We start from the raw sequence: 15,810 nt of genomic DNA on the forward strand, positions 1-15,810 counted from the left end.
TGTCATATCCCACAAAAGCGCGCGCGGATTATCGGGAATTTTATCAGTTCTTCTCTTGCGTGCAGGGACGCTGTATGGTATGATAATACAGTGCGAGAAAGACAGTTGTCTTTTCAGGGAGGACAGAAAACGCATGGTAAAACCCAAATACTATCTGGTTGAACGCACGCTGCTGCCGGAGGTATTCCAGCGTGTGATCGAGGCAAACGAAGCGATTGCTTCGGGACGCGCAGCAACAGCAAGCGAAGCGGCCAAGATTGCCGGTTTGTCGCGCAGTGCGTATTATAAGTATAAGGATGGCGTACGGCCTTTTTTCGAGGCGACGACCGACCGGATCGTCACGTTTCACTTTATGCTGCACGACCAGCCCGGCGTCCTGTCCAGTATTCTGGGGCTGATGGCGCGTTCGGGCGCAAACCTGCTTACGGTCAATCAGTCGATCCCGATGCGCGGGCAGGCTTCGGTTACGATTTCTGCACGGACAGGCGAGATGAAATATTCCGCAGAAGAGCTGATCCGCCGGGCAGAAGGGCTGGAGGGCGTCAATAAGGTTGAGATACTTGCATCTGAATAAATAAGAACCAACGGAAAGGAAATAGACAGTATGATAAAAGCAGCAATCATGGGGCATGGTACGGTTGGCTCGGGTGTGTACGAGGTGTTTGAGATGAATGCCGATAAGATCGCCCGTGTGGTCGGTGAACCGGTCGAGGTAAAATATGTACTGGATCTGCGCGATTTTTCCGCGCTGCCCTACGGACATAAATTTGTAACCGATTTTTCCGTGATCGAAAACGATCCCGAAGTGCAGGTCGTTGCTGAGGTCATGGGCGGCGTCGGTGCGGCGTATGAGTTTACCAAGCGCTGCTTACAGGCGGGCAAGAGTGTGTGTACCTCCAACAAAGAGCTGGTTGCTACCCGCGGCGAAGAGCTGCTCAAGATCGCAGAGGAGCACGGCGTGAACTATATGTTCGAGGCGTCGGTTGGCGGCGGTATCCCGATCATCCGCCCCATGCTGCAATGTTTGGCGGCCAACGAGTTTAATGAGATCTGCGGCATCCTCAACGGCACCACCAATTATATCCTGACGCAGATGATCCACAACGGCGTTACCTTTGAGGATGCGCTCAAGCAGGCGCAGCTTAACGGCTATGCTGAAAAGGATCCCACGGCGGATATCGAAGGGCATGACGCCTGCCGTAAAATCTGCATTCTGGCAGATCTGGCTTTCGGCGATAAATTTGATCCGGATGAAGTATCCTGCGAGGGTATCACCCACATTACGCTGGAGGATGTGGCGAATGCCGATAAGCTGGGCTGTGTGATCAAACTGATCGGCCGCACGGTGCGCTGCGGGGACGGAACGGCCTATGCTTACGTTGCGCCGCATCTGATCCCCAAGGATAACCTGTTGGCATCGGTTGAGGATGTGTTCAATGCCATCATGGTAAACGGAAACGCAACCGGTGATGTGATGTTTTACGGCAAGGGCGCCGGTAAGCTGGCAACGGCTTCGGCAGTAGCGGCGGATATGCTGGACTGTCTGGAACATGCCGGCCGTCGTCGGCGTATTATGTGGGGCGATGGTTCCAAGCATCTGCTGCGCCCGCTGGATGAGCTGCAAAGTGCATGGTATGTCCGCTATCGCGGCGCACGTAAGGAACTGGAAACTGTGCTACCGGTGGAAAGCTTGGCAGAACCGGCAGAGGGTGTGCTGGTTGCACGGACCGGCCGCCTGACCACTGCAGAGATGCGCAGCCGTATGGAAACGCTGAATAGCTGCGGTACGGTGCATGCTGCGATGCGTATACTGTAAAGGGAGGAAAGACAATGGTTCGTGTGACGGTTCCGGCAACAAGCGCTAACATGGGTTCGGGTTATGACAGCATCGGCATTGCGTTGGAGCTGTACAATGTGATCGATCTGGAGGAAAGCGATCATATTGATATTTCGGATAAAAACGGACAGTTTGTGCCGAAGGATGCGCGCAACCTGATTTACCAGTGTGCAAAGCGTGTTTATGATGAGTGCGGACGGCCGCTTTCCGGTTTGAAGATCGTGGAGGATTGTGCGATCCCGCAGACACGCGGCCTCGGTTCCTCTTCTGCCTGCACGGTAGCAGGTATTATGGGTGCGAACGCGCTGCTGGGCGAGCCGCTTGACCGGCAGGCTGTGATCGATCTCGCAGCGACGATCGAGGGTCATCCGGATAATTCTACCCCGGCGATCCTCGGCGGCTTTTGTGTGGCGCTGCTGGAGAACGGCCATGTGCATCAGGTGCGCGTGCCGGTGCACAGTGCGATCGATTTTGTGGTGTTCATTCCGGATTTTAAGCTGTCGACCGAAAAGGCGCGTGCGGCGCTGCCGAAAACGATCGACCATCGTGATGCGGTGTTCAATCTGGCACGGGCGGCACTGCTGGCCGGCAGCCTGACGACGGGCCGCCTCGAAAATCTGGATGTGGCAACTGGTGACTGCCTGCACCAGCCGTACCGGTTCGGTTTGATCGAAAACGGCGAGGATATCGTGCGGGAAGCCAAAGCGCTGGGCGCACTGGGTGCTTTTATCTCAGGTGCTGGCCCTTCGATCGTGGCAATGGTCTATAAGGGTGACCGGGATTATCTGGCGCGAGCACAGGCGCTCTGCGCGGAGCAGTATCCGCATTGGAAGGCTGTACAACTGCGCTGTGACGAGGTCGGTGCAACGGTCAAATACATATGATGCAGAGCCGCAGGGTGCGGTTGGCGATATAAGGAGGAAACGAAATCAGTATGAGTCTTATTGTACAGAAATTCGGCGGCACTTCGGTGGCCAATGCTGAGCGTGTGAGAAATGTTGCGGATATTGTGACCAAAACGGCGCAGGCCGGCAATCAGGTGGTTGTGGTGGTATCCGCGCAGGGCGATACGACTGACGATCTGATTGCCAAGGCGGCGGAGCTGAACGACCATCCGTCCAAGCGGGAGATGGATGTGCTGCTCAACACGGGCGAGATGATCTCCATGTCGCTGCTGGCGATGGCGATTCAAAAGCTGGGCTTTTCGGTCGTTTCGCTGACCGGCTGGCAGATCGGTTTGGAAACCAACAGCAATTACTCGGATGCGCGTATTAAGCGGCTTTCTTCGGAGCGCCTGCGTGCGGAGCTGGATAACGGTAAGATCTGTATTGTGGCGGGTTTTCAGGGCCTGAATAAAATGGGCGATGTGACAACGCTGGGGCGCGGCGGATCGGATACGACAGCAGTGGCAATCGCAGCTACGCTGGGCGCTGACCTGTGCCAGATCTATACCGATGTGGACGGCGTGTATACGGCAGACCCGCGTCTGGTGCCGCGTGCGCACAAGCTGGATGCAATCACCTACGACGAGATGTTGGAGCTGGCTTCGCTCGGTGCACAGGTGCTGCACAACCGTTCGGTCGAAATGGCCAAGAAGTATAATGTCGACCTTGAGGTCGTTTCGAGCTTTACCCGCAATCCGGGTACCAAAGTCAAGGAGGGTTCTCACATGGAAAAATTGAATGTTTCGGGTGTAGCCCGTGATAATAACTGCGCGCGTGTTGCCATCATCAATGTTGACGATACCCCGGGCACGGCGTTTAAGGTGTTTTCGTTGATGGCAAAGCACAATGTCAATATCGATATCATCCTGCAGTCGGTCGGCCGTGATAACAAAAAGTCGATTTCGTTCACGATCCCGCAGGACGATGCAGAGCGTGTGGCGGAGATTTTGCAGGATAATGCGGAAATGCTGGGCTATGAGGATGTTTCGATCAATACCAACGTAGCAAAGGTGTCCATCGTGGGCGCGGGCATGGCGTCTTCGGCCGGTGTGGCTTCCAAAATGTTTGAAGCATTGGCCATGGCGGGCATCAATATCCGCATGATCTCGACCTCGGAGATCAAGATCTCCGTGCTGATCAACGAGGAGGACAGTGATAAGGCGGTTCGCGCGATCCATGAGGAGTTCTTCGGCGACTGATGATTATTTGATAATTTCGTAACGATCTTTATTGACAGGGACTTTGCAGTTTGTTATAATATTGTCAATCCATTCGAAAGGAAGTCCTGTATCATGAAGAAGTTGTGGTGTCTGTTCCGCCGTCGTTTCGCTGCGGCCGAGGATAAAATGTGCGTTGCCTTTTCAGAAACCGAAGGGCGCGTGCGTGCCTGCCCTTACGCGACGGAAGAGGAAGCAAAGGCAAAATGTCCGGAATACGCCCAGAATACCCGTCACGACGGGGAAGATGAGGGCGTGGAATAATCAATCTGCTGCTCACTGTACATTTGCGTAAAAGCCCCGTTTTCGGGGCTTTTTTTATCGAAATAGGAGAATGCAACCGCTGGTTGACAAAAGGAAACGTCCGGTTGGTGGCGTTTTGGGTAAAAATACAGCACACTGGAAGCAGCAAAGGAGGTGCGGCAAAATGACGACCGGACAAAAAATCGCAGCGCTGCGGCGTGAAAAGGGAATGAGTCAGGAAGCGCTGGGCGAAGCACTCGGCCTTTCCCGACAGGCGGTAAGTAAATGGGAAGCTGATCAGGCGGTGCCGACGATGGACAATCTGGTAGAGCTGAGCCGGCTGTTCGGCGTGTCGGTGGATACGCTGCTGCGGCAGGAGGAGGCGCTGCCTGACAAAGCGGAGGAAGCACCGGCCGATGTGAAAATCACGGCGGAGGGGCTGAAGGTTTCTTACGCGCCGGCGCTGACGAAGAACACCAAGTGGTTTGTGATTGTGGTGGCGGTGCTGATCGCAGTGAGCGTGCTGGGAAATCTTTATGCCCTTGTTTGGATGCGGGCGATGCAGGCGCAGGTTGGCAATTTGGCATCGCAAGTGGCGCAGATCAGCGCACAGAATAGGGATTCTTCCGCTGTGCCGCAAAGCGGCACAGCAGATGGGGATGGCTTGACGGACTATGACGTGGTATATCAGCTGAAAACACATCCTAACGATCCATACAAGCAATTTTTGCAGATCTCGTTGTCTGCGTATCCGGCAAATGCGCGTCCGGATGCGGAACGGGCGAAGTTTATCATGCGCAGCGCGGGTGAGCAATGGACCTGCGATGCCGTATGGCAGAAGGAGGGCGGTTATTGTGCGGAAACCGAGATCCCACTGAAGGATAGTATGGATGTGGTGCTGATGCTGATCGATCGGGAAACCGATGCCGTACGCACGCTGCCGCTGGAAAAGCTGGACGGCCTGCGTGAGGAATTCAGCCTGCAGATGGATGCCGCATGGGTGGATGGGAATGGTATTACTTCCACAGACCAAACGACCACTGTGAAAGGACGATTGTCATGCCGCGTTTCTCATACTAATACCAATGTGGACGGCGGATTTCCGTATGAACCGGAGCGGTGTGAAGTGCTTTTGCGGCAGGATGACAAAATATTGGAAAGCTGTCAACTGACGGAGCAGGTATTTGATGAAGAATATGGTCAGGTCTATTTTTATGGAGACATAGATTGGGAAGCAGCCGTAACGCGCGATCAGGTAACTTTGGCGGTACAGATCACGGATACCTCTGGAAGAGTACAAGAATGGCCGATTTCCTGATGAAAAAAGCGTCCCATCCGGGACGCTTTTCCTATTTGTGCGGGGTAAAGGCTGCGGCCAGCACATACACCCGCGCCGCTCCTATGTCACGCAGCAGTTTGACGGCGGCGGACGCAGTCGCGCCTGTGGTGATAATATCGTCGATCAGCACGACTGATTTATTCTGTATATCGGTGTTTGCCAGCGGCAGCAGTGCCCGGGCGGCGTTTTGCTGCCGCGCAGCCGCATCTTTTCGGGTGGATTGCTTGGGGGTGAACGCTCGTTTGCGCAGCGTCGCCCGACAGGGAAGGCCGAAGGCAGCGGCAATCGGCTTAGCGAGCAGTTCTGCCTGATTGTAGCCGCGCTTGTGCAGATGGACAAAGCCGATCGGCATATACGTGATCAGGTCAGGATGCCAGTCATCCAGATGTTCTGCCAGTATGGGCAGTATTTGTGCGGAAAACCAGTCGGCATAGTGCTGCTTGTGCTGAAATTTGAACTGCTGCATCGCTTTGCGGACGGTCCCGGTATAATACAGAGCAGCAGCGGCGCCGTCGGCATCCGGTATGCTGATAGGATGGTGCAGCCGGTAGCGGGTGCGTACCTCCTCTGCACATGCCGCGCAGAGCATGGCTTTGCATCCGCACTCCGCATCCAGCGGTATGCCGCAGAGCACACAGCTTCGCGTAAACAGAATCCCCATTTCTGAAACCCCTTTCGAAACACAAAACGGCCGCGGGTGCGACCGTTTTGGGAACAGTGTGAATAAAACGCGCGTGTACAGGCAGAAACCTTGTTACTTGCCGGTATGCGTCTGGCTGCGGGTGCGTGCTGCGGCAACAAAGGCCTTGAACAGCGGATGTGCGCGGTTGGGACGGGACTTGAACTCCGGATGGAACTGTACGCCGATGTAGAACGGGTGGGTCGGGATCTCGACCGTTTCCACCAGCTCGCCGGTGGGCGAGGTGCCCGAGATAACCATGCCGTTCGCTTCGATCTGCTCGCGGAAGGTGTTGTTGAACTCGTAGCGGTGGCGGTGACGTTCGGAGATCATTTCAGCACCGTAAGCCGCTGCCATAATGGTATCCGGACGGATCTTGCACGGATATGCGCCCAGACGCATGGTGCCGCCCTTTTTGGAAACACCCTGCTGGCTTTCCATTAGGTCGATGACCGGATGGGCGGAGTCCGCATCAAATTCGGAGGAATTGGCATCTTCAAAGCCGAGCACGTTGCGTGCGTAGCTCATCACAGCAATTTGCATACCAAGGCAGATGCCAAAATAGGGGATGCCCTGTGTGCGGGCATAGTTGGCAGCGCAGATCATGCCTTCCACACCGCGGGGGCCGAAGCCGCCGGGCAGGATGATGCCGTCTACCTCACCGAGCAGCTTGTCCGCCGTGGATTCGTTGATTTCCTCGGAATCCACCCACTCGATATCAACAAAGCAGCCGGTTTCGTAGCCGCCGTGCTGAAGCGCTTCTGCTACCGAGAGGTAGGCATCGTGCAGCTTGACGTATTTGCCGACCAACGCGATTTTGACATGATCCTTGCGGGCGGAGATGCGCTCCAGCATGGCGATCCACTCGCTCATATCGCCCTTGGGTGCGCCGATGGACAGCTCGCGGCAGACGATGTCGGACAGATGGCTCTCCTCTAGCATCATCGGCGCCTGATACAGCACCGGAAGGGTGCGGTTTTCAATCACGCAGTCCGGCTGGACGGTGCAGAACATCGAAATCTTGCGCTTGATGTCATCATCGAGCGGCTGGTCAACACGGGCAACGATAATGTCCGGGGAAATGCCCAGACCGCGCAGCTCCTTGACGGAATGCTGGGTGGGCTTGCTCTTCGGTTCGTTCGAGCCGGAGATATAGGGCACCAGCGTGACATGGATAAACAGACAGTTGCGGCGGCCGACTTCAGCGGCAACCTGACGGATCGCCTCAAGGAAGGGCTGGGATTCGATATCGCCGGTGGTTCCGCCGATTTCGGTGATGACCACATCCGCCGAGGTCTTTTTACCGACCGAATAGATGAAGGACTTGATCTCGTTGGTGATATGCGGGATGACCTGCACGGTTTCACCCAGATATTCGCCGGCACGTTCCTTGTTCAGCACATTCCAATATACCTTGCCGGTGGTGAGGTTGGAGAATTTGTTCAGGTCTTCGTCGATAAATCGTTCGTAGTGGCCAAGGTCAAGGTCGGTTTCCGCGCCATCGTCGGTTACATAAACCTCGCCGTGCTGGAACGGGCTCATTGTGCCCGGATCCACATTGATATAAGGATCAAGCTTCTGCGCAGCAATCTTCAGGCCGCGGCTTTTCAGTAGGCGGCCGAGCGATGCGGCAGTGATGCCCTTGCCCAAACCGGAGACAACGCCGCCGGTAACGAAAATGTATTTTGTCATAGTTCGATTTCCCCCTTGAATACGGTCGTGGCCGCGCCTGTCATGAACACGGTTGCTTCGGTGTAGCGCACGGTCAGGTCGCCGCCGCGCAGATGAACGGTGATGTCTTGGTTTTTTTCTGCGCGGCCGGTCAGCACAGCGGCAACGCCCACGGCGCAGGCGCCGGTGCCGCAGGCCCAGGTTTCGCCGGAGCCACGCTCCCAAACGCGCATTTTCAAACTGCCATCCGGCAGCGTATTGACAAATTCGGTGTTGACCCGTTCAGGGAACAACGCGTTATGCTCGAACTTGGGGCCGAGCCGCTCCAGATCGAGCGTTTCAATATCTTCGTTCAGGAAGATCACACAGTGCGGATTGCCCATGGAAACACAGGTGATGTGATAGACCCGTTCGTCGATCACGAGCGGTGCGCCGATCACAGTATCGCCTGCAAGCAGGACCGGAATGTCGTGCGGAGTGAGGATCGCAGGTCCCATATCCACACGGGCAGACAGCATTTTGCCGTTTTCGGCGGTAAGCACCAACGTTTTGACACCGGAAAGGGTATCGACGGTGATGGTGGTACGGTCGCCGACCATGCCGTTGTCATACAGGTATTTTCCAACGCAGCGGATGCCGTTGCCGCACATTTTACCCTCCGATCCGTCGGCGTTGAAAATACGCATCTGCGCATCCGCCTTATCGGAAGGGGAGATCAGGATGATGCCGTCGCCGCCGATGCCGAAATGCGGTTCGCTCAGCCGGACGGAGAGCGGTCCGGGATCGGGTACCGGCTGTTCGAAACAGTTGAAATAGATGTAGCTGTTACCGCAGCCGTGCATCTTGGTGAAGGACAGCTTCACACGGGTTCCCTCCTTGGAGTATGGAATAAAAATGGATATGAGCGGGCTGAAATGCAAAGCCGGCGCTCATACTTCAGATAGTATATCATATTTCTGCGGGAAATGCGCTACTCTTTTGAAAAAAAGGGGAAAAATTTTGTCAGATCCGGGTGGTGTGTTTTGGGCGGTATCGCACAAAGCCGATGTCTTTCCGGCCGGTGTCGTGCGGGGTACAGTGGGAGCGGGCGGGGAATTGCCGTATATTCCTGCAAAGTGTATAGATTTACGGGCATAACAGCGGGATAAATTCATGAGGTTGCACCAAATGCAAGGAAAAACGGTAAAGCGGACGGCAGGAGACTTGACAAAGAAAAGGCGGATGGTTATAATGCAAGGTGTAACAGCAAGGCGCTGTGGGAACACGACCCGCAGCGCCTGTTTTGTTTATAATGTTCGTTTGCTATTAAAATTGACATAAGAGTAAGGAGCGAACCATCCATGAGCACAGCAAAGAATGTTCCTGCACTGTTCGGCAGCATGGTCTTTAACGAGACGGTGATGAAGGAACGTCTTCCCAAGGACGTGTACCGCAAGCTGAAGAAAACCATGCGCGAGGGTACGGCGATCGATGCGGATGTGGCTGCCGTTGTGGCGACTGCGATGAAGGACTGGGCGGTATCCAAGGGAGCGACCCATTACACGCACTGGTTCCAACCGATGACCGGCATTACCGCAGAAAAACACGACTCGTTTATTTCGCCGACCGATGACGGCGGCGTGATGATGGAATTTTCCGGTAAGGAGCTGATCAAGGGCGAGCCGGATGCTTCCTCCTTTCCTTCCGGCGGTCTGCGCGCGACTTTTGAGGCGCGCGGTTATACTGCGTGGGACCCGACGAGCTATGCGTTCGTCAAGGACGGCTCGCTGTATATCCCGACGGCATTCTGTTCGTTTACCGGTGAAATTCTGGATAAAAAGACACCACTGCTGCGTTCGATGGAGGCGGTCAGTGCACAGGCCTGCCGTGTGCTTAAACTGTTCGGTAAGGATGTGCGTCGCGTAACGGCAACTGTCGGCCCTGAACAGGAGTATTTCCTGATCGAGAAAGAGGATTATGCCAAGCGTAAGGATCTGATTTTTACCGGCCGCACCCTGTTTGGCGCAAAGCCGCCCAAAGGGCAGGAGATGGAAGACCATTACTTTGGTTCGATCCGTCCGCGTGTGGCGGCGTTTATGGCGGAGCTGGATGAAGAGCTGTGGAAGTTCGGCATTTTTTCCAAAACCAAGCATAACGAGGTTGCGCCCTGCCAGCATGAAATGGCGCCGGTGTTTACTACGGTGAACATCGCCAGCGATCATAACCAACTGACCATGGAAGTGATGAAGCGTGTGGCACAGAAACACGGCTTTATCTGCCTGCTGCACGAAAAACCGTTTGATGGTGTCAATGGTTCAGGCAAGCACAACAACTGGTCGCTTTCCACCGATGACGGCGAAAACCTGCTGGAGCCGGGCAAGACGCCTTCGGAAAATGCACAGTTTCTGCTGTTTTTGACTGCGGTGATCAAGGCGGTCGACGAGTATCAGGATCTGCTGCGCATTTCGGTTGCAACGGCGGGCAACGATCACCGTTTGGGGGCGAACGAAGCGCCGCCGGCAATCGTTTCCATGTTTATCGGAGATGAGCTGCAGGCCATTTTGGATGCGATCGAAGCCGAAACGGATTATACCGAAATGGTCAAGACCAAGATGGGACTGGGCGTATCCGCGCTGCCGGATATCCCGAAGGATACGACGGACCGCAACCGCACCTCGCCGTTTGCCTTTACGGGCAATAAGTTTGAGTTCCGCATGCTGGGGTCGGCGCTCAATATCGCCTGTCCGAATATTATGATCAACACGGCGGTGGCAGAGGAGCTGCGCCAGTTTGCCGATGAACTGGAAGGTGCTGCGGATTTCCGTGCGGCGCTGATCGATTTGATCCGACGCGAGGTCAAGGCGCATAAGCGTATTATCTTCAACGGTAACGGCTACGACGATGCGTGGATCGCGGAGGCGGAAAAGCGCGGTCTGCACAATCTGAAGTCCACAGCGGAGGCGCTGCCCCACTATACGGATGCGCACAATGTGGAGCTGTTCACCCGTCACGGCGTATATACACGCATCGAGATGGAATCGCGTGAGGAAGCGCTTCTGGAGGAGTATTACAAGACGCTGCGGATCGAAGCGCTGACCATGATCGATATGGTGCGCGAGGAGATACTGCCCGCGTGCATCAGCTTCCAGCATGATTTGGCCGAGACCGTGCTGCGCAAAAAAGAGGCTGGCATTGCAGGCGGCATGGAGTCCGGGCTGCTGTCCGAGGTTTCTGATAAAACCGAGACGCTGTACCGCAATAACGAGGCGCTTGAGCAGGTGCTGAACCATACACCGGCGGGTAAGGTGCAGGAGATCGTCAATTATTATCATGATGTGATCCTGCCGGCGATGGATGCGGTGCGTGCACCGGCCGATCAGTTGGAAACGTTGGTGGGGAAAAAGTATTGGCCTTTCCCAACGTATTCGGATATCCTGTTTTACGTATAACGGTATCCGTACACACGGGGATCCCTGGTGTGCATAAGGGTGCATGCATCAAAGGCGTGTATCTCCGGTTCGGGAGATACACGCCTTGGTGCTTTCCGGTAGGGGGCGTGGGCACATCGCCCCCCATGTTACCATTTGGACTTGTTCAGGATAAACGGATAGATCAGTTTGGTGTAGCAAAGGATAGGTCAGTATCCGCGGTTTTTCATTCACATGCTTTATTTTTCTGAATAGTTAAGAGATATGCATTCGTTTTTATGGAACGACCTGCAAGGTAGAGAAACAGCATAGCCGAAGCTGCGCCGTTTTCCGAAAACATTTTTATACTGTTTTATGGAGCCGCCCAAAAGGGAGTTTTTATAGTTGTTTATATATTTCTGTGCCGTAATGTGATGCACTGAAGCCGTTATCCAGAAAAATGGAAAAAAACGGCGTTCTTTTGGTATCAGCTTGTGTGCCGCTTGGCTGCGGCAGAGCAAGCAGCATCTGTATGAAAGCCGGTGTAACGGGGCCGGCAATGACCGTGCCGTATTGCCAGCCGGTGTCCTTGCGTGTGCCATATTGCAGCGCCAGCCGGATCTCGTTCGCCTCGTCAGCCCAGCAGTGAATTTCAAAGGTCTGTGCGGTGTGGAGCTGTTCGGCCAGCAGACGTTTCCAATCGGTAAAACTGTCACAGACGATGGGGGCAGAGGGATCTGCGTTGGGAACGATTTCAGCGGGGGCGAGGTTTTCCAGCAAATGTTCCAGCGCATGGGATAAGCTTTCGTTATTGGGGCACATCGTATCACTCCCTATTTTTGTGCTGTTGTTTCCAAGCCTTGATTTGTTCGAGCCGCGCCTTGTATTTGGCTTCAAGACCCTGTTCCGTAGGGCGGTAGTACGTCTGACCCGCGAGGGAATCGGGCAGACACTGCATGTTGGTCAGCTTATCGGCAGTATCGTGAGCATATTGATAGCCCTTTCCGTACTCCAGCTCTTTCATCAGGCGGGTGGGCGCGTTGCGGATGACAAGCGGCACGGGTTCGGACAGATGGGTGAGCGCATCCTTTTTGGCACGTTCGTAGGCCAGATATAAGGCGTTTGACTTGGGGGCGAGCGACAAATAGACCACGGCATGCGTCAGATGGACCGAGCACTCCGGCATGCCGATAAAGTGGCAGGCCTGATAGGCAGCCACCGCGACCTCAAGTGCGCGGGAATCCGCCATGCCGACATCTTCGCTGGCAAAGCGGATAACGCGCCGTGCGATATAAAGCGGGTCTTCTCCGGCTTCCAGCATGCGGGCGAGCCAGTAGACCGCCGCATCCGGGTCGGAGTTGCGCATGCTTTTGTGCAGGGCGGAGATCAGGTTATAGTGCTCCTCGCCGGATTTGTCATACAGCAGAGACTTTTTTGAAATGCATTGCGCAAGGGTCTCCGGGGAGACAGTGACAGTATCCCCGTCCGTATCTCCATTGAGGACGACCATTTCCAGCGTGGAAAGTGCGCTGCGCGCATCGCCGTTTGCAAAACCGGCGATTGCTTCGAGCATTTCGGAGGAAATGACAATGCTCTGCCCGCCAAAACCGCGCGGGTTGGTGAGCGCGCGGGAGAGCAGAACGGTGAGGTCGCCGGTGGTCAGCGCCTGCAAAACAAATACCTTGCAGCGCGATAAAAGGGCGCTGTTGACTTCGAAGGACGGATTTTCTGTTGTTGCCCCGATCAGGATGATGCTGCCCTTTTCGACAAAAGGAAGGAAGGCATCCTGCTGCGCTTTGTTGAAGCGGTGGATCTCGTCCACAAATACGATCGTGCGCTCGCCGAAGCGGCGGTTATCCTCTGCCTGCTGCATGACCTGCCGGATCTCCTTGATGCCGCTCGTAACGGCGGAAAAATCGATGAAGGAAGCCTTAGTCTGGTTTGCAATAATGCGTGCAAGCGTGGTTTTGCCCACGCCGGGCGGACCCCAGAAGATCATGGAGGAGATCCGGTCGTTTTCGATCAGACGGCGCAGTACCTTGCCCTGACTGAGCAGGTGGGTCTGGCCGACAAATTCATCGAGCGTCTGCGGACGCAGCCGCGCCGCAAGAGGGCGGCTGTCGGCGCCGCCGAACAGGGTCTGCTGTTCCATGGTGCGCACCTCCTTTGTGTGCTGTGATTTCATTATATCACCGAACAAATGTTCCTGCAAGACGGGAAAAGCGCTTTCGCAGTAGAGGGAGCGGCTGCGCACATGGTGATCTTTTCGGTTATTTCGATATGCGACAAGGAAAATTACTGCAAAAAATTGAGGCTTTGATAAAAGCCTCAATCGGGTGTGAGTGGATCGCAGTAATCAACCGGCGCGCCGGTCAGCACATCGTAGTAATACCAGCGGTCGGCATCCTGATCTGCGAAAAAGTAGATGCCGAGCGGGGTCTCAGACTGGTCGCCGTTGATGTGGCCGATGAAGTGGCCTCCCTCGGCTTCGCCGATGGGCGTGATTTGCTCCACGCTGACGGGATGCAGCACGGCAAGATAGAGCGCAGTGACAAGCACTATGGAGAGATACAGCACCACTACCACAGTGGTTGCCCCATGCAGAGGAGTCTGTGTTCGCTGCTTCTTTTTAGGATGGCGGCATGGGATGTGCCGGTACAGCGCTGCAAGCAGCAGCAAAAGGAGCAGCAAGGCAAGCCACCAGACATACAGCAGATAGGGCAGCTGCCGCAGCCCGCCCGGCTGATAAAAAAGCAGGAAAGCAAGCCCTGTAAAAACAAAAAAGATCAGCACATCGCCCATGCGGGACGGCTTGCGCGGCGCGGCTCTGCCGCTGTTCAGGCAGCCTGCGATCAGCACCGCCGGCGCGTAAAACCAAAAATAGTAGGAATTGGAAAGGACGGCGTCGTCATACCGGACGGAAACTTCAGTCAGATACAGGCTGGCAGCCAGCCATACAACCACTGATAAGGAGACAAGCAGAGGCGTAACATAGCGTTTGGCCATATAGGTTCCCTCCCCTTGAAAATAAAAACAGGCAGAGCCTTGCGGCTCCGCCTGTTTTCGGCATTGTTTCGCGCAGCAGAGCGCGTATTTTTGTTTTACGCTTCCGCCTTGATCTTCTTGAGGTTGGCAAAGCGCGGCAGGCCGTTCACCTTGGGGCCTACGTTCTCGCCGTTGATCAGCGGCATTGCGTACTCGATAAACTTTTCGTTTACGCCGTTGCCTTCTTCGTTGATCCAGTCGCGCGGCACCTTTTTCTCGGTGTTGGCAACCTGGCTCAGCGGCAGCAGCTCGATTTCGCACTTGTAGCCGTTCTCGTCGCGGGTGCACTTGAAGCCGGGCATGAAGTCGGTCTTGCCGGCAACTGCGTTTTCGACCGCAGCCTTGCCGGACATATAGGACTCGTCCACGTCGGTCTTGGAAGCACAGTGTGCCGCGCAGCGCTGCAGCAGGCTCAGCTCAATGCCGCGCACCTTGCAGCCCAGCTCGTTCTTCACGGTGTCTGCCAGCATGGAAGCCAGACCGCCGAGCTGTGCGTGGCCGAAGCCGTCGGTCGCAGAGGTCTTAGCTTCGGATACGAAGGAGCCGTCCGCGTAATGGATGCCCTCGGAAACGGCAACAAGGCAGTTGCCCTTTTCGTCGTAAATGCGCTTTACATCCGCAAGGAACTTCTGCATATCGAAGTCGGTCTCCGGCAGGTAAACCAGATCAGGACCCGCACCCATTGCGGTAGCCAGACCGGCAGCGCCGGCCAGCCAGCCGGCATGACGGCCCATGATCTCTACCACGCAGACCATGCCGGTGTCATATACGCGCGCATCCTGATAGATTTCCATGCAGGAGGTGGCGATATACTTTGCAGCAGAAGCAAAGCCCGGGCAGTGGTCGGTGCCGAACAGGTCGTTGTCGATGGTCTTCGGAATGCCCATTACGCGGCACTCGTAACCCGACTTCATCATATACTTGGAAACCTTGTTGCAGGTATCCATGGAATCGTTGCCGCCGTTGTAGAAGAAGTAGCGGATATCGTACTTCTTGAAGATCTCGAGGATACGCTTGTAGTCGGTATCATCCACATCGGGATCAGCCAGCTTGTAGCGGCAGGAGCCGAGTGCGGAGGACGGGGTGTAGCGCAGCAGCGCCAGCTCGTCGCGGTCTTCCTGATCGATGTCGTACAGCTCGTCGTTCAGCAGACCCTTGATGCCGTGAGCCATGCCGAAAACACGGGTAATGGACGGATTGTCCAGCGCAGTCTCCAGCGCACCGAGGACAGAAGAGTTGATGACCGAAGTCGGGCCGCCCGACTGGCCGATGACGCAAGCGCCTTTGAGTTCACTCATAATAGATAAACCTCCTAACAAATTAAAACACAGGGTTTTCCGCTGCATTTTCTTGCAATATAATGTTAGCATAAAATGCACACAAAATCAATGGAAAACCGAATATTTTGACAGCAGAACAGTTTGATGACTGCTTTTGCAAAAAAAACAT

14 protein-coding genes are annotated in these 15,810 nt (G+C 55.2%); 7 read left to right on the forward strand and 7 right to left on the reverse strand.

What is annotated here, in order from left to right; genetic code table 11:
- Positions 1-133: 133 nt before the first annotated feature.
- The 6 genes from T363_RS0102070 (at position 134) to T363_RS14920 (ending at position 5,559) form a co-directional block, all read left to right on the forward strand.
- Entirely contained in the window at positions 134-574 is a 441-nt protein-coding gene (locus tag T363_RS0102070) for an ACT domain-containing protein (RefSeq protein ID WP_031472782.1), read from the forward strand.
- 30 nt (positions 575-604) lie between these two features.
- Positions 605-1,816 carry a homoserine dehydrogenase gene (locus T363_RS0102075; protein ID WP_078096874.1) on the forward strand — a complete coding sequence of 404 codons (1,212 nt, stop codon included), beginning with the start codon at positions 605-607 and terminating at the stop codon, positions 1,814-1,816.
- Between the two features lie 14 nt (positions 1,817-1,830).
- Complete coding sequence (gene thrB / locus T363_RS0102080; RefSeq protein ID WP_031472786.1) at positions 1,831-2,721, forward strand: homoserine kinase; 891 nt, start codon at positions 1,831-1,833, stop codon at positions 2,719-2,721.
- Positions 2,722-2,771: 50 nt separating this feature from the next.
- The gene (locus tag T363_RS0102085) at positions 2,772-3,980 is read left to right on the forward strand and encodes an aspartate kinase (protein ID WP_031472788.1); all 1,209 of its coding nucleotides are present in this window, start codon (positions 2,772-2,774) and stop codon (positions 3,978-3,980) included.
- A 93-nt stretch (positions 3,981-4,073) separates the two neighbouring features.
- Positions 4,074-4,262 carry a hypothetical protein gene (locus tag T363_RS0102090; RefSeq protein ID WP_031472790.1) on the forward strand — a complete coding sequence of 63 codons (189 nt, stop codon included), beginning with the start codon at positions 4,074-4,076 and terminating at the stop codon, positions 4,260-4,262.
- Positions 4,263-4,425: 163 nt separating this feature from the next.
- Complete coding sequence (locus T363_RS14920) at positions 4,426-5,559, forward strand: helix-turn-helix domain-containing protein (protein WP_031472792.1); 1,134 nt, start codon at positions 4,426-4,428, stop codon at positions 5,557-5,559.
- A gap of 31 nt (positions 5,560-5,590) precedes the next feature.
- Here T363_RS14920 and T363_RS14925 read toward each other — a convergent pair whose 3' ends face one another.
- The 3 genes from T363_RS14925 to dapF form a co-directional block, all read right to left on the reverse strand.
- Positions 5,591-6,241 carry a ComF family protein gene (locus T363_RS14925; RefSeq protein WP_051643032.1) on the reverse strand — a complete coding sequence of 217 codons (651 nt, stop codon included), beginning with the start codon at positions 6,239-6,241 and terminating at the stop codon, positions 5,591-5,593.
- A gap of 93 nt (positions 6,242-6,334) precedes the next feature.
- Positions 6,335-7,951 (reverse strand): CTP synthase, encoded by a 1,617-nt coding sequence (locus tag T363_RS0102105; RefSeq protein WP_031472796.1) that lies wholly within the window; start codon positions 7,949-7,951, stop codon positions 6,335-6,337.
- Complete coding sequence (gene dapF / locus T363_RS0102110) at positions 7,948-8,793, reverse strand: diaminopimelate epimerase (RefSeq protein ID WP_322786169.1); 846 nt, start codon at positions 8,791-8,793, stop codon at positions 7,948-7,950. The genes T363_RS0102105 and dapF overlap by 4 nt, the downstream gene beginning before the upstream one ends.
- A 477-nt stretch (positions 8,794-9,270) precedes the next feature.
- Here dapF and T363_RS0102115 point away from each other — a divergent pair, with 477 nt between their 5' ends.
- Complete coding sequence (locus T363_RS0102115; RefSeq protein ID WP_031472800.1) at positions 9,271-11,358, forward strand: glutamine synthetase III family protein; 2,088 nt, start codon at positions 9,271-9,273, stop codon at positions 11,356-11,358.
- 357 nt (positions 11,359-11,715) lie between these two features.
- On the opposite strand, the gene T363_RS0102120 is transcribed toward T363_RS0102115, so the two are convergent.
- From T363_RS0102120 to T363_RS0102135, 4 genes are all read right to left on the reverse strand, one after another.
- On the reverse strand, positions 11,716-12,138 hold the full coding sequence (locus tag T363_RS0102120; protein WP_031472802.1) for a hypothetical protein: 423 nt from the start codon (positions 12,136-12,138) through the stop codon (positions 11,716-11,718).
- Between the two features lie 4 nt (positions 12,139-12,142).
- Entirely contained in the window at positions 12,143-13,468 is a 1,326-nt protein-coding gene (locus tag T363_RS0102125; protein WP_031472804.1) for a replication-associated recombination protein A, read from the reverse strand.
- Between the two features lie 176 nt (positions 13,469-13,644).
- Positions 13,645-14,322, reverse strand: a complete 678-nt coding sequence (locus tag T363_RS0102130; RefSeq protein WP_031472806.1) for a hypothetical protein — start codon at positions 14,320-14,322, stop codon at positions 13,645-13,647.
- Between the two features lie 95 nt (positions 14,323-14,417).
- Positions 14,418-15,659 carry a 6-phosphofructokinase gene (locus T363_RS0102135; protein ID WP_031472808.1) on the reverse strand — a complete coding sequence of 414 codons (1,242 nt, stop codon included), beginning with the start codon at positions 15,657-15,659 and terminating at the stop codon, positions 14,418-14,420.
- Positions 15,660-15,810: the final 151 nt, after the last annotated feature.

The organism is Agathobaculum desmolans ATCC 43058, assembly GCF_000701665.1.
Taxonomy (GTDB): domain Bacteria; phylum Bacillota; class Clostridia; order Oscillospirales; family Butyricicoccaceae; genus Agathobaculum; species Agathobaculum desmolans.

Bases quoted from the DNA above. Each gene is read 5' to 3' on its own strand.
- T363_RS14920 (WP_031472792.1), top strand. From the start codon at position 4,426: ATGACGACCGGACAAAAAATCGCAGCGCTGCGGCGTGAAAAGGGAATG.
- T363_RS0102070 (WP_031472782.1), top strand. From the start codon at position 134: ATGGTAAAACCCAAATACTATCTGGTTGAACGCACGCTGCTGCCGGAG.
- T363_RS0102125 (WP_031472804.1), bottom strand. From the start codon at position 13,468: ATGGAACAGCAGACCCTGTTCGGCGGCGCCGACAGCCGCCCTCTTGCG.
- T363_RS0102090 (WP_031472790.1), top strand. From the start codon at position 4,074: ATGAAGAAGTTGTGGTGTCTGTTCCGCCGTCGTTTCGCTGCGGCCGAG.
- T363_RS0102105 (WP_031472796.1), bottom strand. From the start codon at position 7,951: ATGACAAAATACATTTTCGTTACCGGCGGCGTTGTCTCCGGTTTGGGC.
- T363_RS0102085 (WP_031472788.1), top strand. From the start codon at position 2,772: ATGAGTCTTATTGTACAGAAATTCGGCGGCACTTCGGTGGCCAATGCT.
- T363_RS0102120 (WP_031472802.1), bottom strand. From the start codon at position 12,138: ATGTGCCCCAATAACGAAAGCTTATCCCATGCGCTGGAACATTTGCTG.
- T363_RS14925 (WP_051643032.1), bottom strand. From the start codon at position 6,241: ATGGGGATTCTGTTTACGCGAAGCTGTGTGCTCTGCGGCATACCGCTG.
- T363_RS0102135 (WP_031472808.1), bottom strand. From the start codon at position 15,659: ATGAGTGAACTCAAAGGCGCTTGCGTCATCGGCCAGTCGGGCGGCCCG.
- thrB (WP_031472786.1), top strand. From the start codon at position 1,831: ATGGTTCGTGTGACGGTTCCGGCAACAAGCGCTAACATGGGTTCGGGT.
- T363_RS0102075 (WP_078096874.1), top strand. From the start codon at position 605: ATGATAAAAGCAGCAATCATGGGGCATGGTACGGTTGGCTCGGGTGTG.
- T363_RS0102130 (WP_031472806.1), bottom strand. From the start codon at position 14,322: ATGGCCAAACGCTATGTTACGCCTCTGCTTGTCTCCTTATCAGTGGTT.
- T363_RS0102115 (WP_031472800.1), top strand. From the start codon at position 9,271: ATGAGCACAGCAAAGAATGTTCCTGCACTGTTCGGCAGCATGGTCTTT.